This window comes from Micromonospora sp. NPDC048170 (assembly GCF_040652795.1).
Lineage (GTDB): Bacteria > Actinomycetota > Actinomycetes > Mycobacteriales > Micromonosporaceae > Micromonospora.
In genome coordinates this window covers 12,158-32,661 of sequence record NZ_JBEZMR010000038.1, presented here as the reverse complement: position 1 = coordinate 32,661, position 20,504 = coordinate 12,158, and the positions used below count along the sequence as shown (strand labels likewise).

Below are 20,504 nucleotides of genomic sequence, written 5' to 3'. Positions count from 1 at the left end.
CGGCTCGGGCAGCGGGGCGATGTTGTCGGTCGTGGTCGCTACGCTCCCGGCGTGACTGACCTGGTGGATGGCGTGCAGGTGCCGACCGTCGAAGACGAGGCGAGGTTCTGGGCCCTCGTCGAGTCGGCCTGGGAACGGCTCGGCGACGAGCCCGCAGCGCTCCGGCGGGCGCTTCTGACCAGGGCGCCCGGGGGCGGCGGCGAGGGCGTCTACACCATCGACGAGTGGCTCGACCGGTTCCTCGAAAGCCTTCGGCAGGTCGCCGCCGGCCTGCCCAGCCAGGAGTTGACCGACCTGGACCGGGTGGCCGAGCGTAAACTGCACGACCTCGACCGGGCCGACGTGCACGAGGTGACCGACGGTTCCGACGACGGATTCCTCTACTGCCGGGGGCACATCGTCGCGCTCGGGCGCGAGTTCTACGAGGCGGTGCGCGCCGATCCCGCCGTGGCCGTGCCCGACGGCGAGTGCGAGGGCATGTGCTACTTCTTCGCCCACCTGCACAAGGAGCGGTTCGGCGGCTGGCCGGTGACCGGCTCGGGCATCTCCCGGGAGTCCTTCACCAATCCGGCCGGCTGGAGCAACTGATCCTGCCCCACCGTCGGGCGGGGAATGAGCCAATCGTCGGGCGGGAAGCGACAAGTTTCGACACCGGCCGGCGTACACACTGACGGCACGCAGTCGTCAGCTCCCTGGAGGCAGCCTCATGCAGTACGCACCCGTCGTCGTCGCCCTGCCGATCGCCGACCGCCCGACCTCGTACCGCTTCTACTCCGAAGGGCTCGGCCTGGAGGCCGTCGGCGAACCGGCCGAGGACGGCATTCCGGAGCCCCTCCAGTTCACGCTCAACGCCGGTCTCCGCGTCATGTTGGTGCCGACCGGCGGGTTCGGTTGGGTCATCGGCGGCCACGAGGTGGCCCAGCCGGGGCAGAGCGAGTGCGTCGTCAGCCTTCCCGCCACGACGGCGGCCGAGGTCGACGAGCTCGTCGGGCGGGCCCGGGCTGCCGGCGCGGAGGTCGTCGTCGAGCCGGGCCCGCAGCCGTGGGGCTACACGGGCACCTTCGCAGACCCCGACGGTCACCTCTGGACGGTGCTCGCGGACGCGAACTGACACCCCCCACCAGCCTCGGGCCGGGCAACCTGGACGGCACGATCTTCATGGTCTGTGCCGCGCCCGGCCTCCCGCAGCGACGGGTCGAGCTGCCCCAAGGGCGGCCGGCCACGGCAAGGCGTGTGTCACGGCGAGGCCCGCAATCGGTGGGGCCGCCGCAGGCACCGGGGCCGGTCGCGGGCTACGGACGACCGGACGGCCCAGGTCGAGGGGACCTGGGCCGTACGGTGACGGGTGGGGCGTACGGAAGCGATCAGAGGGTGCGGTGCGGGTAGCCGGCGGCGCCGGTCCCCGGGATGACCCCGGTCGTGGTCGGCAGGCCGTCCGCGTCGGTGTGATGCCTCCCGGTCGTTGGGGTTCCGGCCGTCGTCGCCCCGGCCGCCGGGTCGCGCACCGTCCCGGCCCTGCCGCTGTCGCCACGGGTGGCGGCGGCGTGCTCGACGCCGGGTGTGCCGACACCGATGCCGCTGTCGACCGTGCCACGCCAGGCACCGGTCTCCACGCCACGCTCCTCGATGTACGACTTGAACTTCCGCAGGTCGGATTCGGCCTGCCGTTCGATGATGCTGAGCTTGTCGCCGGCCTTCTCGACCAGGCCCTCGGGCTCGTACTCCAGATGCAGTTGGACCATGGTGCGGTCGGCGCCGACGGGCTGGAAGTAGACGGCCCCGGCGTTGGTCACGCCCTCGGTGGCCGCCCAGGCGACCTTCCGGTCGGGCACCTGCTCCAGGACGTGAGCGTCCCACTCGCGCTGGACGCCGGCGATCTCGGCGACCCAGTGCATCCGCCGGTCGTCGAGCTGGCGCACCTCGCGGACGGCTCCCATGAAGCGGGGGAACTCTTCGAACTGCGTCCACTGGTTGTATGCGGTGCTGACCGGAACATGAACTTCGATGGACTTCTCGACCTTCGTGGTCATGTGCGATCCTCCTCGTCAGGTCGAACCGCTCTCGTCGGTGGGAGAGCGTCCTCGTCACCGGAACTCCTACCCCCGACACGGACGCTCAACCACGGGGCCCGTCGGGCCACCACATCGGACGGCCGCGGCACCAGCCGATCCGGCCCGGTCAGTCGGCCTGCTCGGGCAGCCCGTGCAGGCGGGGAACCGGCGAGAAGACCACCCACAGCACCCCCACGAGCGCGCCCGCCGTCGCGATCCACAGCGCCGGCCGTACGCCGAGGGTGGTGCCGAGCGCGCCCCCGAGCAGCGCGCCGATCGGCCGGACGCCGTAGTTGACGGTGCGCCGCGCCCCGGCCACCCGGGCCAGCAGCGTCTGCGGGGTGAGCGCGGTCTGCACCGAGCCGCCCGTGATGTCGAGCATCATCACCCCGACGGCGGAAAGGAACTCGGCGGCGAAGAGCATCCCCACCACCATCGGTGTGGGCCCGTCGGCGAGCGGTACGAGCAGCAAGGGGGCGGGGAAGAGGACGAACCCGGCCAGCAGCGTCGGTCCGACGCCGAAGCGACGGACCAGCCGGCCGGTCAGCGCCGCGCCGATCAGGCCGCCCACCGCTCCCGCCCCCAGCACCGCGCCCAGCAGGCCGGGCGAGAGGCCGAGTTCCTGCGTCGCGTAGAGCACGAACAGCGCGACGAACATGAAGTTGAACAGGTTGACCGTGGTGGTGCCGAGCAGGATCGCGCGCATCATCGGCGTCCGCGCGATGAAGCCCAGCCCGCCACCGAGCGCCAGGCCGCCGCGCGCGGGTGCCGGCTCCGTCGGCCGGATCCGCACCAGGAAGTACGCGGACACGACGTACGACAGCGCATCGACGACCAGGGCGATCGGCGCGGTGAGCACCTGCACCAGGACACCGCCGATGCTCGGCCCGGCCACCAGGGACATCGCACGGCTGCCGTTGAACAGGGTGTTCGCGTCGACGTAGTCGGGTCGGGCCACGACGGAGACGAAGAGTGGCCCCCGGGCGACCTCGAAGATCACGGCGAGTGTGCCGACGGTGAAGGCGACCACGTAGAGCTGGGCCATCGTGAGCACGTCCAGCAAATAGGCCGCCGGCACCGCGGCGAGCAGCAGCGCCCGGCCGACGTCGGTGAGGATCATGAGTCGGCGCTTGTGCGGGTACCGGTCCACCCAGGCGCCGGCGAGCAGCGAGAAGAGCAGGTTCGGGATGACCGCGGCGGCGACCAGGTAGCCCATCTCGGCGGGCGTGGCCTGGAACACCAGCACGGCCAGCAGCGGCAGGGCCAGCGTGGAGATCTCGTCGCCGAAGTACGACACGGTCTGCGCCGACCAGAACCGGCGGAACACCCGCTCGCGCAGCAACCGGGGCAGGGGGCTGCGCCGGGCCGGACCGTCGGGCGGGGCGGGGACCGGGATGGTGGTTGCCTCCCCGCTCACCGGCCGCCACCGGCCTGCTCGCCGAGGCTACCGAGGCCGCCGGCAGCCGATCCGTCGGCCGGGGGGTCTCCGTCGGCACCGGTGGTCGGGTTGGCGGTGGTCGGGTTGGCGGCGTGGGCGGTGGTGGGGCTGGAGGGGTTGCCGGACGTGGGGCTCGCGGTGGTTGCGCTGGCGGCGGTTCCGGTCGGCGGCAGGTCGGCGAGGACAGTCAGGTGCATGATGCTGACCTTCCGGCTGCCTGCCGGACGCCTCGTCGGGTCGGTGATCCGGTCGTCGTACTCAGCGAGTAGGGCGTCGATCCGTGCGGTCAGCTCGGCCATCTCGTCGGCGGTGACGTGCACCGGTCGGTCGCTGAATCCGGTGACCGCGCGCCAGGCGGTCGGCTCGTCGACCCGTCTGGCCAGGAACTCCTCGGCGCGGCGGGTGTAGAGGGCGAGCTGGACGGCGTTCAGTTCGTCGACGGCTGCCCGGGTCTGCGGGTCGTCCGAGACGTCGTCCCAGGACGTGTTGAGGGCGGTGGCCCGCCAGGGTCGCTCCCGGGCATCGGCACCGGGCGCCCGCTCGGCGAGCCCGTACTTGGCGAGCTGCCGGAGGTGGAACGAGCAGTTCGGCACGCTTTCGCCGAGTCGTTCGGCGGCCTGGGTCGCGGTCATGGGGCCCTGCTGGCGCAGCAGCCCGATCAGGGCCATCCGCAGCGGATGCGCGTAGCCGCGCAGGGCCTTGGGGTCGGTGAGCTTCACCTCGGGCAGCGGCATACTCTAAAGCTATCTTTATAAAGATAGCTTTAGCAACCGTGGAGACCCGATCGCTACGAGTGCAAGGGTCACCGCCGCCGGGAGCGCGTTCACTCTCAACGCCCCGCCCCCTCGACTCGACGCACTACGCGCGCGAGGGGCGGCTGATTGCTGCGGCCCCTATGCGAGGACGAGGCACCGGAGCGACGCCCTGCCCGAATTGCCCGTCTACTGACTGCCGCAATCACAGAACAACCGCACCGGAAGGCGACCAGCCAAGGTGATCAGGACGTCATGGACGCTACCCAGCGGCTTTAACGTCCATGGCGTCCTGATCACCGAGGCGTGCGGTGGTGGTGTGCGGTGGGGGTGGCGTGCCGTGGGGGTGGCGTGCGGAGGGGGAGCGTGCGGAGGGGGAGGTGTGCGGTAGGGGAGGTGTGTGGAGGGGGAGGCGTGCGGTGGCGTGCGGAGGGGGCGTGCGGAGGGGGCGAGCCGGAGTTAGTAGTTGGCTGAGGTGTGGGGGGTGCCACGTCGGCCGGGTGGGGCCAGCGGTACCCGGAGTCAACCGGGGTGCCCGATGTTGAGGTCCGCGCGACCGTCCTTGGCGGGAGAGGTCAGGTGTAGATGGTGGTGGCGTAGTTCGGGCCGTAGTGGCGTTCCAGGTCCGCCAGGTCTGCCGCCGGGTACTCGACTTCCTTGACCAGCCGGGCCCGGGACGGCAGTTCGTCCGGCTGCCAGCTCTCCGGCTGCCACAGTTGCGAACGCAGGAACGCCTTGGCGCAGTGGTAGAAGATCTGCTCGATCTCCACCACCACGGCGAGGATCGGGCGGTGCCCCTTGACCACCATGTCGTCGAACCAGGGGGCGTCGCGGACCAGTCGGGCCCGGCCGTTGATCCGCAGCGTGTCGGTGCGCCCGGGAATCATGAAGATCAGCCCGACGTGTGGGTTGTCCAGGATGTTGCGGTAGCCGTCGGCACGCCTGTTGCCCGGCCGCTCCGGAATGGCGATGGTCCGCTCGTCCAGCACCAGCGTGAAGCCGGGCGGGTCGCCCTTCGGTGAGACGTCGCAACTGCCGTCCGCGCCCGCCGTCGCCACCAGGCAGAACGGTGACGCGGCGAGCCACTGCCGGTCGCGGGGGTGCAGGACCGGCCGCTCCTTGCCCAGCGCCCGCGGCGTCGGCGCTCCCAGCAGCTCGCGTAGTTCCTCGTGCGAGGTGATCTCCACCGTCACGTGATCCTCCCCTGTGCGTTGACCCCGTTGGCGGCGTGTCCGCCGACCGCCAGCCTATTGAGGCGCGGCCGGCGCGAGGTTTGTCCCGCCCGGGCTGGGGTACCGCCTCACCCGACCCGCCCGGAGAGACCGAGCAGTGGAGGCCCGATGGAGAGCCGACTCAAGGTGCTGGGCCATCCCCTCCACCCGATGCTGGTCATGTTTCCCGTCGGTCTGCTGGTCACCGCCGTCCTGTTCGACCTGGTGGACACCGTCGGTGGGCCGGACTTCCTCGGCGAGGTCGCGTACTGGAACATCACCGTCGGCCTGATCGGTGGCCTGCTGGCCGCTGCGGCCGGGACGTTCGACCTGCTGGCCATCCCGTCGGCCACCCGCGCGAAGCGGGTGGCGTTGACCCACGCCGCCGCCAACCTGGCCGTGATTCTGCTCTTCGCCGCGATCTGGGTGGTCCGGCTCAACGCCGACTCCCGGGCCGCCGGTGGCGCGCTGATCGCCATCGAGGTGGTGGCGCTGGCCATCCTCGGGGTCAGCGCCTGGCTGGGCGGGGAACTCGTCGACCGGCTCGGCGTCGGCGTCGACCGGGACGCCGGCCTGGACGCGCCCAGCTCACTGCGACCCGCGGCGGCCACCCAACGGATCGGAGAGATGCAATGAGTGAGCGTAGCGAGCGAATCGTGGAACTCAGTGCGGTGGTGCCTCAGGGCGGCGTGGAGCGTAGCGGAGGGCCGGCATGAGTGAGCGCAGCGAGCGAGTCGTGGGGCTCAGTGCGGTGGTGCCTCAGGGCGGCGTGGAGCGTAGCGGAGGGCCGGCATGAGTGAGCGCAGCGAGCGAGTCGTGGGGCTCAGTGCGGTGGTGCCTCAGGGCGGCGTGGAGCGTAGCGGAGGGCCGGCATGAGTGAGCAGAGCGGAGGGGCCGGCCGGGGTTGGCGCGGCCGGCAGCAGGGCTGGGACCCGATGGGCGAGCTTCAGTCCCTGCGTACGGAGCTGCGCCGGCTGGTCGGCGGTCGGGCCGGGCCGCCGGACGTCGAGCTGACCGAGACCGCCGACGGCTGGGAGGTCGTGGTGCGGCTGCCCGGGGTGGCGCCGGAGGAGGTGGCGGTCGAGCTGGACGACCGTGAGCTCTGCGTCCGGGCCCGGTCCGAGGCCGAGGTCAACGCCGACCACGGCATCCCCGGCGGCTTCGAGACCCGGGGCTTCGAGTATCGCGTCGACCTGCCGTCCCGGGTGGACCCCGACGCCATCGACGCGGTCATGGACCACGGCCTGCTCCGGGTGCGACTGCCCCGGGCCGCCCGGCCCTCGCCGCGCACCATCACCGTCGGCCGCACCGGCCCCCGCCCCACCGGCCCCGCCAGGGGTACGCCGAGCGTCGTCGACCCGGCCGCGGACCGGGAGATGCACCGCCCGGACATCGCCGTCGGCGATACCGACCTGCCGTAACGGGCCGCGTGGTCACCCCGAACCTGCTCGGCCCGGCCACCGGGCTCGTGCCCGACGTCGAGCGGATCGCCGTACTGCGCGCCAACGCGCTCGGCGACTTCATCTTCGTCCTGCCGGCGCTGGACGCGCTGCGGGCCGCGTACCCGGAAGCGGAGATCGTGTTGCTCGGTGCGCCGTGGCACGCGAAGCTCTGGCGCGACCGGCCCGGGCCGGTGGATCGCGTGCTGGTGGTGCCGCCCGCGCCGGGGATCCGCCACCCGGAGCCGGGCGAGCCGGAGTCGACGCCGGACGACTTCCTCGTCGCGGCCCGCGCGGAACGCTTCGACCTGGCGTTGCAGCTGCACGGTGGCGGCGCCAACTCCAACCCGTTCGTCGAAGCCCTCGGCGCGCGGGTGACCGCCGGGCTGCGCGCCGCGGACGCGCCGCCGCTGGACCGCTGGATCCGGTACGTCTACTACCAGCACGAGGTGATCCGCTACCTGGAGGTGGCCGGGCTGGTCGGCGCGGGCGCCACCACGATCGTCCCGGCGCTGACCGTGACCGACGCCGACCGGGCCGAGGCGGCCGAGGTGCTCGGCCCGGCGGAGCGGCCGAGGGTGGCGCTGCACCCCGGCGCCACGGACACCCGCCGACGGTGGCCCGCCGAACGCTTCGCCGAGGTCGCCCGCGAGCTGGTCGGCGACGGGTACGAGGTGCTGGTCACCGGCACCCCCGCCGAGCAGGAGCTGGTCGACGAGGTGGTGGCGGCGGCCGGGGTGCCGGTCCGGCCGCAGGTGGGCACACTCAGCCTCGGCGGGCTGGCCGGCTGCTACGCCGGCTGCGAGCTGGTGGTCTCCAACGACACCGGGCCGCTGCACCTGGCCGCCGCCGTGGGTGCCCCTACCGTCGGCATCTACTGGGTCGGCAACCTGATCACCGTGGCGAACCCGCTGCGCGGCCGGCACCGGCCGATCAGCTCGTGGACGGTGCTGTGCCCCGTCTGCGGGGTGGACTGCACCCCGGGCATCTACCCGCACCGCCCCGGCGACGGCGACTGCCCGCACCGGGACTCCTTCGTCACCGATGTGCCGGTGGTCGAGGTCGTGGAGGCGGCCCGCGAGCTGCTCCGCCCGGAGCCTGGCGCGCCCTGAACGGCTCCGCGGCGCTGCTGCTGGCTGCTTCGGGCCCGACTGCCGCACCTGCGCCTGCCGCTGCTGGCCTGCGCGGTGCCCGCGCCTGCCGACCTCAGGCCGGCTGGGCGGCGTCCTCCTCGGCGAGCATGACCTCCCACGCCTCCACGTTCCGGTCGGTGACCGTGGTCGGCGACTCCAGGTGGTACGCGCCGCTGGGCAGGACGCCGGCGCCGCCGAAGCGCGCCAGCACGGCGAGCTGGGCGGCGACGTCCTCGCCCTGGTGCTTCTCGTGCACCCGCCGCCAGAAGTCGAACCCGCCGGAGTCCACCAGCTTCGCCCGGTCGTAGAGCACGCAGCCGCCGATCCAGGACACCTTGTACGCCCGCCAGGCCCCAGCCGGCAGGTCCAGCTTCCGCGTGACGTGCAGCAGGTTCGCCGCCGAATGGATCGACGCCCGGTCCCACTCCGGGGTGCCCGGGCGGATCCGTTCCGGCGTGGGCGGGTCGCTCCACTCCTCGTAGTGCCGGTGCGTCTCCGGCCGGACGTCGTCGGCGTACGACAGCCCGTGCACCGCGTTGCCGACGAACCCGCAGCCCAACTCCTCGATGGCGGTGACCAGCCGGCGCAGCGTGCCCGGCTCCAGCCAGACGTCGTCGTCGAGGCAGAGCACGTACCGGGCGGCGGAAGCGGCCAGCAGGTACGCCCGGTGCTCGGCCAGCCCGCGCCGGGGCAGCCGCCGGGTCAGCAGCACCGGGTGCCCCCGGTGACGCAGCGCCCGGACCATGGTGGCCGCCGCCGGATGGCGGTACGCGGCGTCGCCGTCGGACTGGTCGCTGACCACCACGCCGAAGCCGGGCAGGCCCTCCTGGGCGGCCAGCCCGGCGAGGGTGACGGCCAGCTCGGCGGGACGGTTGCGGGTCGGGATCAGCACGTCGAGCAGCCGGTCCGCGCGGAACCGCCCGGCCGTGCCCAGGTCGAGCGGGCGACTCACGACGGCTTGCTCGTCAGGGAGGTGTCCGGCTGGGGCTCGTGGCCGTGCGCCCGGATCCGGTCGATGATCGCCGAGGTGGAGCGGTCGGGGACGTACCCGAGGGTGCGGACCTGCCCGCCGAGCCGGCGTACCAGCGGCGCCTCCGGGACCATCTCCGGCGGATAGTCGCCGCCCTTGACGTACACGTCGGGGCGGACGATCTCGATCAGCTCGGCCGGGGAGTCCTCCTCGAAGACCACCACGTGGTCGACGCACGCCAGCGCGGCGAGCAGGGCGATCCGGTCCTCGACCGGGTTCACCGGCCGGTCGGGGCCCTTCAACCGCCGTACGCTGCCGTCGGAGTTCACCGCCACCACCAGCAGGTCGCCGAGCGCGCGGGCCTGCTCCAGGTAGCGCACGTGGCCGCGGTGCAGCACGTCGAAGCAACCGTTGGTGAAGACGACCGCCCGGCCCGCCCGGCGGTGCTCCTCGACGAGCGCGGCCAGCTCGCCGGTGCCGACCAGCGCCCGGTGGTTCGTCCCGTCGGCGGGTGCGCCCAGCGCGACGAGCAGGTCCTCCCGGCGGCAGACGCAGGTGCCGGTGTCCGAGACGGTGATGGTGGCGGCGAGCTGGGCCAGTTGGGCGGCGGTGGGCAGCGGCGCGTCGGCGGCCAGCGCCAGCGTCATCGCCGCCAGGTACGCGTCGCCCGCCCCGACCGCGTGGCTGGCCGGCACCGGGGTGCTGTGGCTGCGCCGGGGCTCGCCGTCCGCCCCGCCGACCACCGCGCCGTCGGTGTCCAGGGTCACCGCCACCACGTCCGCGCCGGTGTGCGCGCGCAACTCGGCGAGGCGGGACTCGGCCAGGACGGCCCGGTCGACGCCCTCGCCGACGGTGGCGTTCACCGTGACGCCGGTGCCGGTCACGGTGAGCCCGTCCCTGGTCATCGCCACCCGCCCCTCGCCGGGCGTCGGCTCGCCGGTGGCGGCGAGCCCGGTGCGGCCGGCGCCGGGGGAGACGCCCACCGTCAGCTCGGAGGGGCCCTCGACCGGATCGCCGCCCGGATGGTCCAGGTGCAGCTCGGCGCCCGATGCCGGGCGCGCACCGGCGGCCCGGGCGAGCAGCCGGGTCGCCTCGGCGAAGCTGGGGGTCACCACGGTCGGGGCCAGGCCGCGCCAGTCGGCCAGGTCGTGGGCGTCCAGCGCGACCGTCGCGTACCGCTCCCGGTGGGCGACCAGCCACGCGCGGACCGGCGCGGGCAGCGCGCCCAGGCCGTAGTCGCAGACCACCAGGGTCGGCGCCTCGCCACCGGCGGCGCGCAGCTCCTCGGTGGCGCAGTCCAGCGCGGTGAGCAACCGGGCCACCCCGTCGTCGTCGAGCGGGTCGTCGGGGTCGCCGGAGTCCTCCCGGAGCAGGATCTGGTTGCCCGCCAGCATCCGTCGCTTCACCGGCGTCGGGCGGCCGGGCAGGTTGACCGTACGGTCCCAGACGCCGGCCCGGTCCAGACAGTCGTGCAGTTCGTCGCCGGCGACGTCCGCGCCCGCCGGTGCCACCAGCACCGCCCGACCCCCGAGGGTGGCGACGTTGACGGCGGTGTTCGCCGCGCCGCCGGCCGCGGAGATGCGCCGCCGCAGGGTGAGGACGGGGGCGGGTGCCTCGCGGCAGAGCCGGTCGGGCTCGGCGAAGCGCCACTCGTCGAGCATGGCGTCGCCGACGATCAGAACGGGACGTCCCAGCCAGGCCTCCACCACCGCGGCGAGCCGGCGCTGTTCCGCTGCTCCTCCTGCCATGCCGTCCCGGGTCCCCCGGGGCATCCGGGGCAAACCTGTTCCGCCGGCCACGGGTTTCGGGCACCGGCCGCCGGGAAGGGACGGACGGTACCCCGGAGAGGAGAGACACCAAGATGGCAGCGACGACACTTCAGGGCAAGCGGATCGCGTTCCTGGCCGCCGACGGCGTCGAGGAGGTCGAGTACGTCCAGCCCCGCGAGGCGGTGGAGCAGGCCGGTGCCGCGGCGGTGCTGGTCTCGCTGAAGCCCGGCACCATCCGGTCCTTCAACCACCTCGACCAGTCCAGGGCGTACGACGTGGACGTGACGGCGGCCGACGCGGACGCCGGCGGCTACGACGCGCTGGTGCTGCCCGGCGGGGTGGCGAACCCGGACTTCCTGCGGACCGACCCGGACGCGGTCCGCTTCGTGAAGGCGTTCTTCGACGCCGGCAAGCCGGTCGGGGTGATCTGCCACGGACCGTGGACCCTGATCGAGGCGGACGTGGTGCGGGGCCGCCGGATCACCTCCTGGCCCAGCCTGCGCACCGACCTGGCCAACGCCGGCGCGGACTGGGTCGACGAGCAGGTGGTGACGGACAACGGCCTGGTCAGCAGCCGTAAGCCGGGCGACCTGCCCGCCTTCTGCACCAGGATCGTCGAGGAGTTCGCCGAAGGGTCACACTCGTCCCGCTGACCGATCGTTGGTCGTGAGGTCGGCGGCCCGGCGCCGTCGACCTCACGACTGATCGCCCGGGCCGGGCGGATCGTCCTGTCCAGGTGTGCGACTGGCGAGTTGGCCGCGCGTCCGCACGCATGTTCCCGGTGAGCGGGGAAAGGAGGCGGGATGACCACGGAAGCCCCGGCGCTCGGCGGACGGCAGATCCGGCTGCTGATGTTCGGCCTGATGACCGGTATGTTGCTGGCCGCGCTCGACCAGACCATCGTCGGCACCGCGCTGCCGACCATCGTGGGCGAGTTGGGCGGGATCAACCACTACTCGTGGGTGGTGACCGCGTACCTGCTCGCTTCCACGGCCTCGACGCCGCTCTACGGCAAGATGGCCGACCTGTACGGGCGGCGTCCCGTCTTCCTCTTCTCCATCGGCACGTTCCTGCTCGGCTCGCTGCTGGCCGGCCTGTCGCAGGACATGACCCAGCTCATCGTCACGCGGGGAGTCCAGGGCCTCGGCGCCGGTGGCCTGATGACGCTCGCCTTCACCATCATCTCGGACGTGGTGTCGCCCCGGGAGCGCGGTCGCTACCAGGGGCTGTTCGGTGCCGTCTTCGGCCTCTCCTCGGTCGCCGGCCCGCTGGTCGGCGGCTACTTCGCCGAGACCGACTGGCGGTGGATCTTCTACATCAACGTGCCGCTGGGCATTCTGGCGATCATCGTGTGCTCCCGGGTGCTGCGGCTGGTCCCGTTCACCCGGCGCGACCACACGATCGACTGGCTCGGCGCGGCGCTGCTGGTCGCCGGGGTGAGCTGCCTGCTGCTCGCGCTGAGCTGGGGCGGCAACGAGTACGCCTGGGGCTCCGGCGTGATCGTCGGCCTCTTCGCCGCGGGCGTGGTGCTCGGCGTGCTCTTCGTGCTCCAGGAGGCCCGGGTGGCCGAGCCGATCCTGCCGCTGCGGCTGTTCCGCAGCGCCACGTTCGCGCTGGCCAACTCGGCCGGTTTCGTGCTCGGCCTGGTGATGTTCGGCTCGATCATCTTCATTCCGCTCTACCTCCAGATCGTCCGGGGCGCCTCGCCGACCCGCAGCGGCCTGCTGATGCTGCCGATGATGGCCGGCATCATCGTCACCTCGGTGCTGACAGGCCGGGCGATGAGCCGGATCGGGCGGTACAAGTGGTTCCCGGTGGCCGGCGCGGCGGTGCTGCTGGTCGGCATGCTGCTGTTCACCCGGCTGGAGGTGGACACCTCGCTCTGGCTGGCCTTCGGCTTCATGGTCGTGATCGGCGTCGGGCTGGGGCTCTGCATGCAGTCGCTGATCCTGGCCGTGCAGAACTCCGTCTCGATGCGGGACCTGGGCGCCGGCACCTCGTCGGCGACGTTCTTCCGGTCGCTGGGCGGCTCGTTCGGCGTCGCCATCCTCGGCGCGGTGCTGTCGTCGCGGCTCACCTCGGAACTCGCCGACCGGCTGCCGGGCGCGATCGCCCAACTGCCGCCGCCACAGCAGGCCGCGGTGGCGGCGAGCGGCGGGGCGGAGATCTCGGTCAACGATCCGGCCACCATCCTGGCGCTGCCCGCCCCGGTGCGTGCGGCCGTCCAGGCGGCGTTCGTCGAGTCGCTGCACCTGGTCTTCCTGACCACCGGCCTGATCGCGATCGTGGCGGTGCTGGTCACCCTGGCGCTGCCGAACGAGAAGCTGCGCGGTGCGGGCCCGGGCGGCTCCACGGGCGGCACGGACGGCCTCGGCGGCGAGGGCCCGGCGCCGGGCGGCAAGCCACTGGCCAAGGAGTCGAAGGAGGAGGCCGCCACCGAGATGGAGGCGAAGAGCCAGACGATGCTCTGACCGGGCGGGCGACGCCGCCCCTACTTGAGGATCAGCCGGTTGGTCTGCTCGAAGACGTCGAGGTCGGCGAGGGTCTCGGGCACGCTCGGGCTGAGCGGGGCGGGGAACTGCCGCCGGTGGAAGAAGCCGGCGTCGGTCGTCTCGTCGGTGACCCGGGCCAGTTCGCCGTCCCACTCGTCGACCCGGAACGCCGCCGTGAAGATCTGGTACGTGTGGCCGTACATGTTGGTGTGGGTGCGGTCCGGGCCCGTGTAGAGGGCGAAGGCGCTGACCCGCAGCGCGCGCAGCCCGGTCTCCTCGCGCACCTCGCGGACGGCGCAGTCGGCGATCGACTCGCCCAGTTCCATCGCCCCGGCGGGCATGGCCCACTGCCCGTTGTCGGAGCGCTGGATCAGCAGGAGGCGGCCCGCGGTGTCGCGGACCACGGCGCGGGCGCCGACGAACATCAGCGTCCGGTCACCGGCGAGCGCGCGTAGCTGTCCCACGTACGAATCAGCCCAGGAGATGCTCACCCGGACAATTTACGGGCCCGGTCCGGGGCCGACGGGTTTTCCAGGGTTCCCAACCTGTGACCGGCGACACTAACTTGTTACCCATGCGTAGCACGATGATGGACGCCTCCCTCCAGGTCTCCCGGATCCTCGGGCACGGCGCGACCGTGCACGGCACGGCGGAGGTGGTCACCTGGACGGGCGGCGAGCCGCGCCGGATGACGTACGCCGAGGTCGGGCGGACGGCTGCCCGGCTGGCCCACGCGCTGCGCGACGAGTGCGGTGTCACCGGCGACGAGCGGGTCGCCACCTTCATGTGGAACAACGCCGAGCACCTGGTGGCGTACTTCGCGGTGCCCAGCATGGGCGCGGTGCTGCACACCCTCAACATCCGGCTCTTCCTGGACCAGGTCGCCTACATCGCCAACCACGCCGAGGACCGCGTGGTGCTGGTCGACTCGACGCTCGTTCCGCTGCTGGCCCGGGTGATCGGCGAGATGACCACCGTGCGACATGTGGTGGTGGTCGGCGGCGGTGACCCGACCCCGCTGACGGCCGCGGCCGGCGACCGGATCGCCGTGCACCACTGGGACGCGCTGCTGGTCGATCGCCCCGACGTCTTCGACTGGCCGGAGATCGACGAACGCGACGCCGCCGCCCTCTGCTACACCTCCGGGACCACCGGCAACCCGAAGGGCGTGGCCTACTCGCACCGCTCGATCTACCTGCACTCGCTCCAGATCTGCATGCCGGAGGGGTTCGGTCTCGGCCCGACCGACCGCGAGCTGGCCATCGTGCCGATGTTCCATGCGATGTCCTGGGGCCTGCCGTACGCGGCCTTCCTCTCGGGGGCGTCGCTGATCATGCCGGACCGGTTCCTCCAGGCCGCGCCGATCGCCGACATGATCGCCGCCGAACGGCCCACCCTGGCCGCCGCGGTGCCGACGATCTGGAACGACCTGCTCGCCCACCTGGACGGTCACGACGTGGACAGCTCCTCGCTCCAGGAGGTGATCGTCGGCGGCTCGGCCTGCCCGCCGGCGCTGATGCACGCGTTCGCCGATCGGCACGGGGTCGACGTGATCCACGCCTGGGGGATGACGGAGACGTCCCCGTTGGGTTCGGTGGCCCGCCCGCCGGCCGGGGCGCACGGCGAGGACGCCTGGCGCTACCGCTACACGCAGGGCCGGGTGCCGGCCGGGGTCGAGGCGAGGATCGTCGGCCCGCTGGGCGAGCCGCTGCCCGCCGACGCGACGTCCGTCGGTGAGCTGGAGGTCCGCGGGCCGTGGGTGACCGCCAGGTACGTCGGGGACGACGTCCCGGACGAGGAGAAGTTCCGCGACGGCTGGCTGCGTACCGGAGACGTCGGCACGCTCTCGCCGGACGGCTACATCACACTCACTGACCGGGCCAAGGACGTCATCAAGTCCGGCGGCGAGTGGATCTCCTCGGTCGAGCTGGAGAACGCCCTGATGGCCCACCCGGCGGTGCTGGAGGCCTGCGTGGTCGGGGTGCCCGACGAGCGCTGGGGCGAGCGACCGCTGGCCACCGTCGTACTGCGCGAGGGGGCGTCGGCGACCGCCGAGGAACTGCGGGAGTTCCTCGCCGGGACGGTGGCCCGCTGGCAGTTGCCGGAGCGCTGGGCCGTCATCGACGCGGTGCCGAAGACCAGCGTGGGCAAGTTCGACAAGAAGGTGGTGCGTTCCCGGTACGCCGGGGGCGAACTGAGTGTGCGGGAGCTGACCGCCCCGTAACGTTTTCAGGCGCACCGTCGCCTGTCGGGGTAGGGACTACTCCTGACATCCCTCCCCAGGGGCGGCCCCGGCGTTCGCACCGCGCCGGGGCCGCCCGCTCCATGCGGGTGACCCGCACCGTCATTGTTGCGAAAGTTGTTCGCCTCTGTCCCGATGACGGGGAAATTCTCCCAGCTCGGATGTTTTCGACGGTCGCCGCCGGCCCGCCTCCGTTCCCCGGCGGTCGGCCCCGCCTTCGCTTCCCGCCGTCACCCGCCGGCCTGCCGTCACCCCTCCCCGCTGGTCGTGATCAGCACCTTTCCGACCACCGAGTTCTCCACCGCCCGGTGCGCCGCGGCGGCGGCCGAGAGCGGGTGGTGGTGCAGCGGCAGCCCCGCGTCCTGGCCCACCCGGATCCCGCCCTGCGCCGCCGCGGCGGCCACGTCCACCACCGCCTGTGCCTTGGCCGCCTTCGGCTCGGTGTAGACGAGCACGAACTGGAACCGCGCGTTCGGCATCATCAACGGGCGGATCGGCAGGGTCACCTCGTCCCCGCCGTCGTCGGCGTAGACGCAGACCGCGCCGCCGCGCCGGAGCAACTGGACGTCGGTGGCGGCGTTGCGGGCCGCCGAGACCTCGACGATCGTGTGCACCCCGTCGGGCGCGATCTTGCGTACCTCCTCGACCACGTCCTGCGTCCGGTAGTCGACCACGAAGGACGCACCGGCCGCCGCCGCCAACTGCGCCTTCTCCGGGCTGCTGACCGTGGCGACCACGCAGGCGTCCGCCCACCGGGCGAGCTGGATGGCCGCGTTGCCCACCACGCCGGCCCCGCCCTGCACCAGCACCATGTGGTCGCTGAGCGCGCCCGCGTGCAGCCTGTCCGGCGTGTACTCGCCGGCGGTCAGACACCGGTGCGCGGTCAGGAAGGGGATGCCCAGGCAGGCCCCCAACTCGAAGGAGGCGTCGCCCAGGGGCACCGCCTGCCGTACCGGCACCACCGTGTACTCGGCGGCAGTGCCCCAAGGCCGCTGCCACGCGGCCTCCCACAGCCACACCCGTTCGCCGACCAGTTCCCGGTCGACGCCCTCGCCGACCGCCTCGATCACCCCCGCGCCGTCCTGCCCGGGCGTCTGCCAGTCACCCGGCAGCGGCCCCTGCCGCCGCGCCTTCCAGTCCGTCGGGTTCACCCCGGACACGGCCACCCGCACCAGAACCTCACCGGGGCCGGGCTCCGGCACCGGCCGGTCGACCAGTTGCAGCACCGAGACGTCGCCGGTGCGCTCGTACACGATCGCCTTCATCCGCGTCTCCTCACCCGGCTGCCCCGGCCGGGGCGCCGTGGGCTGCGGTACCCGGCGGGCCCGCACCCATGCCGGCACCGGCCGGGCCCGAACCGGACAACCGGGCAGCCCGCCGAAACCGGCGGCGCAAACAGGACAAGCAGCCGTCGGCCTCGTGCCGGTACCCCACACGGTCGTCGTAGCTCCACCGGCCCGGGTCGCCGGTGCGGAACAACGCCCCACCACAACCCCACCGCCCTTCAACGACAAACGGGCGGAACAACGCGGGCGGGCAACGTGGCGCGGGCTGCGCGGGCGGTTGGTGATCAGGACGCCATGGACGTTACGTGGCCGCTTTAGGGTCCATGGCGTCCTGATCACCGCTGGTTGGGGCGGCGTTCTTGGAATCGCCACGCAGAGGGCGAACGCCCCGCCGATGCCGCTGACCGCCAGCCCAGTGGCAGGCGGACAATTGGGCGGGGTGTGGCAGCAAGTCGTAAGGCGTGAACCGCAGCACCAACCAGCCCAGCGCGGCCCGCCTGGTCGAGTCGTCCTATCCGAGCCCGGCCACGGTCTCCGGGGTCAGTTCGTCGACCGACGCGAGCATCACGGCGGCGAGGCGCTCGGCGTCCGGATCCAGCGGGTACGCCCCGTGCGGCACCGCCACCACCGTCATGCCGGCAGCGGCAGCCGACCGGACACCGTTGGACGAATCCTCCACGGCGACACAGCGGGCCGGGTCGACGCCCAGCCGCTCGGCGACCGCCAGGTAGACGTCCGGCGCCGGCTTGCCCCGCTCGGTCTCCTCGGTCGACAGCGTGGCGCCGAACGTGTCGGTCAGCCCTGTCGCGGCCAGCGCCGCCGTGATCAGGCGGGTCGGCGACGAACTGGCCAGCCCCAGCGGCCACCGTCCGGCCAGTCGGCGCACCACCTCGTCGGCCTCGTCGATCAGCGGTACGTGGGCCGCGTACCGCCGGGTCATCTCGTCGACCACCTCGGCGGCGACCTGCTCGGCGCTCCGGTCGACGCCCAGCTCTCCGCTGAGGTACCGGGCCCATTCACCGGTGCTCATGCCCATCAGCCGGCGCTGGGTGTCGGGCTGCCAGGTGCCGCCGTGCGCCGCGACGTACGCCCGCCGGACCTCCTCCCAGACCGGCTCGGAGTCCACGATCACGCCGTCCAGGTCGAAGATCACCGCATCCGCCACGAGCCCATCCTGCCCTATCGCAACGGTCACCCGGGCCGACCGCCGACCGCCCACCGCCGACGGTCAGCGGCGTAGCGCGGGCAGGCCGATCGGGTTGCCCTCCGGGATGACGGTGTGGCCGGCGACGGCGATCGGTTCGAGCAGCTCGCGCAGCCGTTCGGTGCGCTCCGGACCCAGCGTCCGCCAGGGGCGGGCAGCGGCGGCGTCGGTGGCGTCCTCGATCGCCTCGAACCGGGCAGCTCCCTGCTCGGTCGGCTCCCCGTCGGGGGTCAGCCAGCCCCGTACGGTCAGCCGGGCGCGGGCGGCGGCCCACTGCTCCTCCGTCCACCCCCGCCCGAGCAGGTTCAGCGGGGACATGCCGACAGCGGCCCGCCAGGCCAGCGTCTCCACCGGGTCGAGGTCGGCCGCGACGAGCGCCGCCACGTGGCCGTCCCCACGCTGCTCCCGTAGCGTGGTGGCGGCCTGCCAGAGCCGGGCCAGCGGGTACTCGCCGCGCGGCAGGGCGGCGTTGGCGGCGCCGAGCACCCGGCCGGCGGGCTCCACCTCGGCGGCAGCGGCCTCCAGTAGCTCGGCGGCCTCGACGAGGTGCGACTCGGGCAGCTCGTAGGTCAGTTCGGCCAGCGCCTGCACCGCGCCGGTGAGCCGCGCCCGCAGCGCCTCCTGCGGGGTGGCCAGCCGCCAGACGGCGGGCAGCGCCCGCGCCACCGTGTGCGGGGCGAAGCTGAAGAACGCCGCGATCACCGGCGCCGGTTCGGCGGGCCCGAGCGGGGCGGCCCGGCCGGCGAAGTAGCCGCGCCAGAAGCCCCGCAACCCGACCGCCTCGAAGGCGGCCCGGGCGCGGGGATGGAAGTAGGTGACCGCGTGGACCGGCTCGTAGTGCGTCCACATCACCCGGGCGGCCCGCCCCGCGTCGTCCAGCGCCGTCACGTGCACCTCCGCGTCCGGTTACCGCCCCGGACGGCCGGACCGTCCGGGGTGACGCTGAACCTACTGCGGCAGGTGAGGGGTCGGAAGCCCCGTGTGGGCTACTGCATCAACGGCGGGCGACATCCCGGGCGAACCGGGCCGCTACCGCGGGGTAACAGACCGGTCGCGCGGGTTACTGCCGGTCACTGCCGGTCACTGGGCCGCGAGCACGTCCACCACGAAGCGCAGCGGGCCGGCCGGGCGACCGCCGCCAGGATTCTCGCCGTACGCCAGCTCGGTCGGGATGTCGAGCTGCACGCGGCTGCCGACGGTCACCCCGACGAGGCCCTGGTCCCAGCCCGGGATGACCTGGCCGACGCCGATGGGGAAGGGCACCGGCTGGCCGCTGCTCCACGACGAGTCGAACTCCTTGCCGTCCTTGTAGAAGACGCCGACGTAGTTCGCGGTGACCGTCTGGCCGGCCTTCACCGCCGGGCCGGTGCCCTTGATCAGCGGGGTCACGGTGAGCTTCGTCAGCTCGCCCGTGCCGGCGGCGACCGTCGGCTTGCTGCCCAGGGCCGGGTCCGCGCCCGCCGGGAGCTGCGGGGCGGGGGGCGTGTCGGTGGCCGGGGCGGACGCGCCCGCCGAGGGGGCGCCGGCCGTCTGGTCCTTGTCGCCGTCGTCGTTGCGCCCGATCGTCACGAACACGGTGATCAGCACCGCGACCACGGCGACGCCGGCGAGCCCGCCGGCCCAGGCCTGGCGGCGGCGCTTCGCCTCGGCCGCCTTCTGCGCCGCCAACTGGGCGGCCAGCCGCCGCTCCGACTTCTGGGACCGGTTCTGCGTACGCTCGCTCACGGCGTCGACTCCCTGCTGCGAAGGTGGTGGCCGGCATCGGAGTGCCGGGGGAAAGCCGACGCACACGGTACCCGCCCGGCCGCCCACCGCGCCGCCTCGACGGTCGTCGCTGCCACCGCACCCGTCACGCTGGCCCCGGTACCACCATGAAGTCGGTCACGAACGAGGTGACCCGGCCGTCCGCGTTCCGCCCGATCCAGGTGCCGTAGCAGCCGTCGCCCCAGCCCGTCCAGACCGTCACCACGTTGGCCCCGGTCGCCTCGTCGAGCACCACGGAGACGTGCCCCGGCACCGGCCCGTCCGCCGAGTCGCCGGGGACGAAGACGTCCTGCACCGCCTCCTCGTCCCAGGACTCCAGGGCCGCCAGGGCAGTCGGGTCGGCCAGGGTGCCCGTGCCGGTGTCCACGCCGTAGCCGAACCACTCGTCGGGCTTGAGGGTCGAGATGTCCTGGTCGCCGACCAGCGCCATCTCCCAGCGGACCGCCGGCTCGTCGTGGACCACCAGTTCGAGGGCGGCCACCCGCCGGTCCGCCTCCGAGTCCTCGCCCCGCACCACCGCGACCCACGCCCGCGCCGGGTAGCGGCCGGGAACCACACCCACCGTGAAAGGTTCGTCGTCGGGGCAGATCAGGGGGTCGCAGCCGACCACCCGCCCCGTCGGCAACACGACGTCGCCCACCGGGTGCACCTCCATGACGTACGTGGCGTGCTCGTCGGCGAAGCGGGCGCCGGGCGTCAGCAGCCGGTCCAGCTCGGGGGTGTACGGCATGGCGTTCCTCTCGCGGCAGGGGC

Annotated in this window: 19 protein-coding genes and 1 pseudogene; 8 read left to right on the top strand and 12 right to left on the bottom strand. The window is 73.2% G+C overall.

The genetic code is table 11. The features are described from left to right. The first annotated feature begins 51 nt into the window (after positions 1–51). Entirely contained in the window at positions 52–588 is a 537-nt protein-coding gene (locus AB0D32_RS29550) for a DUF4240 domain-containing protein (RefSeq protein ID WP_357097228.1), read from the top strand. Between the two features lie 118 nt (positions 589–706). After that, positions 707–1,111 carry a VOC family protein gene (locus tag AB0D32_RS29545; RefSeq protein ID WP_357097226.1) on the top strand — a complete coding sequence of 135 codons (405 nt, stop codon included), beginning with the start codon at positions 707–709 and terminating at the stop codon, positions 1,109–1,111. 469 nt (positions 1,112–1,580) lie between these two features. Here the strand turns inward: AB0D32_RS29545 and AB0D32_RS29540 are convergent. From AB0D32_RS29540 to AB0D32_RS29525, 4 genes and pseudogenes are all read right to left on the bottom strand, one after another. Then, positions 1,581–2,030, bottom strand: a pseudogene (locus tag AB0D32_RS29540) (SRPBCC family protein); the annotation flags it as partial. Between the two features lie 148 nt (positions 2,031–2,178). Next, positions 2,179–3,402 (bottom strand): MFS transporter, encoded by a 1,224-nt coding sequence (locus AB0D32_RS29535; protein ID WP_357097284.1) that lies wholly within the window; start codon positions 3,400–3,402, stop codon positions 2,179–2,181. A 62-nt stretch (positions 3,403–3,464) separates the two neighbouring features. Further along, positions 3,465–4,223 carry a helix-turn-helix domain-containing protein gene (locus tag AB0D32_RS29530; protein ID WP_357097223.1) on the bottom strand — a complete coding sequence of 253 codons (759 nt, stop codon included), beginning with the start codon at positions 4,221–4,223 and terminating at the stop codon, positions 3,465–3,467. 593 nt (positions 4,224–4,816) lie between these two features. After that, positions 4,817–5,434 carry a pyridoxamine 5'-phosphate oxidase family protein gene (locus tag AB0D32_RS29525; protein WP_357097221.1) on the bottom strand — a complete coding sequence of 206 codons (618 nt, stop codon included), beginning with the start codon at positions 5,432–5,434 and terminating at the stop codon, positions 4,817–4,819. A gap of 147 nt (positions 5,435–5,581) precedes the next feature. Here AB0D32_RS29525 and AB0D32_RS29520 point away from each other — a divergent pair, with 147 nt between their 5' ends. The 3 genes from AB0D32_RS29520 to AB0D32_RS29510 all read left to right on the top strand — a co-directional run bounded on the left by AB0D32_RS29520 (position 5,582) and on the right by AB0D32_RS29510 (position 8,003). Beyond that, positions 5,582–6,088 carry a DUF2231 domain-containing protein gene (locus tag AB0D32_RS29520; protein ID WP_357097219.1) on the top strand — a complete coding sequence of 169 codons (507 nt, stop codon included), beginning with the start codon at positions 5,582–5,584 and terminating at the stop codon, positions 6,086–6,088. Positions 6,089–6,324: 236 nt separating this feature from the next. Further along, positions 6,325–6,873 carry an Hsp20/alpha crystallin family protein gene (locus AB0D32_RS29515; RefSeq protein WP_357097216.1) on the top strand — a complete coding sequence of 183 codons (549 nt, stop codon included), beginning with the start codon at positions 6,325–6,327 and terminating at the stop codon, positions 6,871–6,873. Positions 6,874–6,881: 8 nt separating this feature from the next. Further along, positions 6,882–8,003: a glycosyltransferase family 9 protein gene (locus AB0D32_RS29510; RefSeq protein WP_357097214.1), complete on the top strand. Its 1,122-nt coding sequence runs from the start codon at positions 6,882–6,884 to the stop codon at positions 8,001–8,003. Between the two features lie 94 nt (positions 8,004–8,097). Here the strand turns inward: AB0D32_RS29510 and AB0D32_RS29505 are convergent, their stop codons facing one another. Further along, positions 8,098–8,976 (bottom strand): glycosyltransferase family 2 protein, encoded by an 879-nt coding sequence (locus AB0D32_RS29505; RefSeq protein ID WP_357097212.1) that lies wholly within the window; start codon positions 8,974–8,976, stop codon positions 8,098–8,100. After that, on the bottom strand, positions 8,973–10,742 hold the full coding sequence (gene rfaE2, locus AB0D32_RS29500) for a D-glycero-beta-D-manno-heptose 1-phosphate adenylyltransferase (RefSeq protein WP_357097210.1): 1,770 nt from the start codon (positions 10,740–10,742) through the stop codon (positions 8,973–8,975). Before rfaE2 ends, AB0D32_RS29505 begins: the two co-directional genes overlap by 4 nt. A gap of 113 nt (positions 10,743–10,855) precedes the next feature. Between rfaE2 and AB0D32_RS29495 the strand changes: the two genes are divergently transcribed. Together AB0D32_RS29495 and AB0D32_RS29490 are read left to right on the top strand one after the other, a co-directional pair. Further along, the gene (locus AB0D32_RS29495) at positions 10,856–11,416 is read left to right on the top strand and encodes a type 1 glutamine amidotransferase domain-containing protein (RefSeq protein ID WP_357097208.1); all 561 of its coding nucleotides are present in this window, start codon (positions 10,856–10,858) and stop codon (positions 11,414–11,416) included. A 150-nt stretch (positions 11,417–11,566) separates the two neighbouring features. Then, a complete protein-coding gene (locus AB0D32_RS29490) occupies positions 11,567–13,234 on the top strand; it encodes an MDR family MFS transporter (RefSeq protein WP_357097206.1) in 1,668 nt (555 codons plus the stop codon). Between the two features lie 20 nt (positions 13,235–13,254). Here AB0D32_RS29490 and AB0D32_RS29485 read toward each other — a convergent pair whose 3' ends face one another. After that, complete coding sequence (locus tag AB0D32_RS29485) at positions 13,255–13,746, bottom strand: NUDIX domain-containing protein (protein ID WP_357097204.1); 492 nt, start codon at positions 13,744–13,746, stop codon at positions 13,255–13,257. A 98-nt stretch (positions 13,747–13,844) separates the two neighbouring features. On the opposite strand from AB0D32_RS29485, the gene AB0D32_RS29480 reads away from it, so the two are divergent. Beyond that, complete coding sequence (locus tag AB0D32_RS29480; protein ID WP_357097282.1) at positions 13,845–15,479, top strand: fatty acid--CoA ligase; 1,635 nt, start codon at positions 13,845–13,847, stop codon at positions 15,477–15,479. Between the two features lie 266 nt (positions 15,480–15,745). On the opposite strand, the gene AB0D32_RS29475 is transcribed toward AB0D32_RS29480, so the two are convergent. The 5 genes from AB0D32_RS29475 to AB0D32_RS29455 form a co-directional block, all read right to left on the bottom strand. Continuing rightward, positions 15,746–16,762, bottom strand: coding sequence for an NADPH:quinone reductase (locus tag AB0D32_RS29475; RefSeq protein ID WP_357097202.1), 1,017 nt, complete (start codon positions 16,760–16,762; stop codon positions 15,746–15,748). Positions 16,763–17,294: 532 nt separating this feature from the next. After that, on the bottom strand, positions 17,295–17,948 hold the full coding sequence (locus tag AB0D32_RS29470; protein ID WP_357097200.1) for an HAD family phosphatase: 654 nt from the start codon (positions 17,946–17,948) through the stop codon (positions 17,295–17,297). Between the two features lie 63 nt (positions 17,949–18,011). Further along, positions 18,012–18,836 (bottom strand): hypothetical protein, encoded by an 825-nt coding sequence (locus AB0D32_RS29465; protein WP_357097280.1) that lies wholly within the window; start codon positions 18,834–18,836, stop codon positions 18,012–18,014. A gap of 231 nt (positions 18,837–19,067) precedes the next feature. Then, positions 19,068–19,712, bottom strand: a complete 645-nt coding sequence (locus AB0D32_RS29460; protein ID WP_357097198.1) for an FKBP-type peptidyl-prolyl cis-trans isomerase — start codon at positions 19,710–19,712, stop codon at positions 19,068–19,070. A 124-nt stretch (positions 19,713–19,836) separates the two neighbouring features. Then, positions 19,837–20,481: a DUF4241 domain-containing protein gene (locus tag AB0D32_RS29455; protein ID WP_357097196.1), complete on the bottom strand. Its 645-nt coding sequence runs from the start codon at positions 20,479–20,481 to the stop codon at positions 19,837–19,839. Positions 20,482–20,504 lie beyond the last annotated feature (23 nt).

Excerpts from the sequence above, each read along its gene's own strand:
- AB0D32_RS29545 (WP_357097226.1), top strand. The coding sequence starts at position 707 with ATGCAGTACGCACCCGTCGTCGTCGCCCTGCCGATCGCCGACCGCCCG.
- AB0D32_RS29530 (WP_357097223.1), bottom strand. The coding sequence starts at position 4,223 with ATGCCGCTGCCCGAGGTGAAGCTCACCGACCCCAAGGCCCTGCGCGGC.
- AB0D32_RS29520 (WP_357097219.1), top strand. The coding sequence starts at position 5,582 with ATGGAGAGCCGACTCAAGGTGCTGGGCCATCCCCTCCACCCGATGCTG.
- AB0D32_RS29515 (WP_357097216.1), top strand. The coding sequence starts at position 6,325 with ATGAGTGAGCAGAGCGGAGGGGCCGGCCGGGGTTGGCGCGGCCGGCAG.
- rfaE2 (WP_357097210.1), bottom strand. The coding sequence starts at position 10,742 with ATGGCAGGAGGAGCAGCGGAACAGCGCCGGCTCGCCGCGGTGGTGGAG.
- AB0D32_RS29495 (WP_357097208.1), top strand. The coding sequence starts at position 10,856 with ATGGCAGCGACGACACTTCAGGGCAAGCGGATCGCGTTCCTGGCCGCC.
- AB0D32_RS29490 (WP_357097206.1), top strand. The coding sequence starts at position 11,567 with ATGACCACGGAAGCCCCGGCGCTCGGCGGACGGCAGATCCGGCTGCTG.
- AB0D32_RS29480 (WP_357097282.1), top strand. The coding sequence starts at position 13,845 with ATGGACGCCTCCCTCCAGGTCTCCCGGATCCTCGGGCACGGCGCGACC.
- AB0D32_RS29475 (WP_357097202.1), bottom strand. The coding sequence starts at position 16,762 with ATGAAGGCGATCGTGTACGAGCGCACCGGCGACGTCTCGGTGCTGCAA.
- AB0D32_RS29465 (WP_357097280.1), bottom strand. The coding sequence starts at position 18,836 with ATGTGGACGCACTACGAGCCGGTCCACGCGGTCACCTACTTCCATCCC.
- AB0D32_RS29455 (WP_357097196.1), bottom strand. The coding sequence starts at position 20,481 with ATGCCGTACACCCCCGAGCTGGACCGGCTGCTGACGCCCGGCGCCCGC.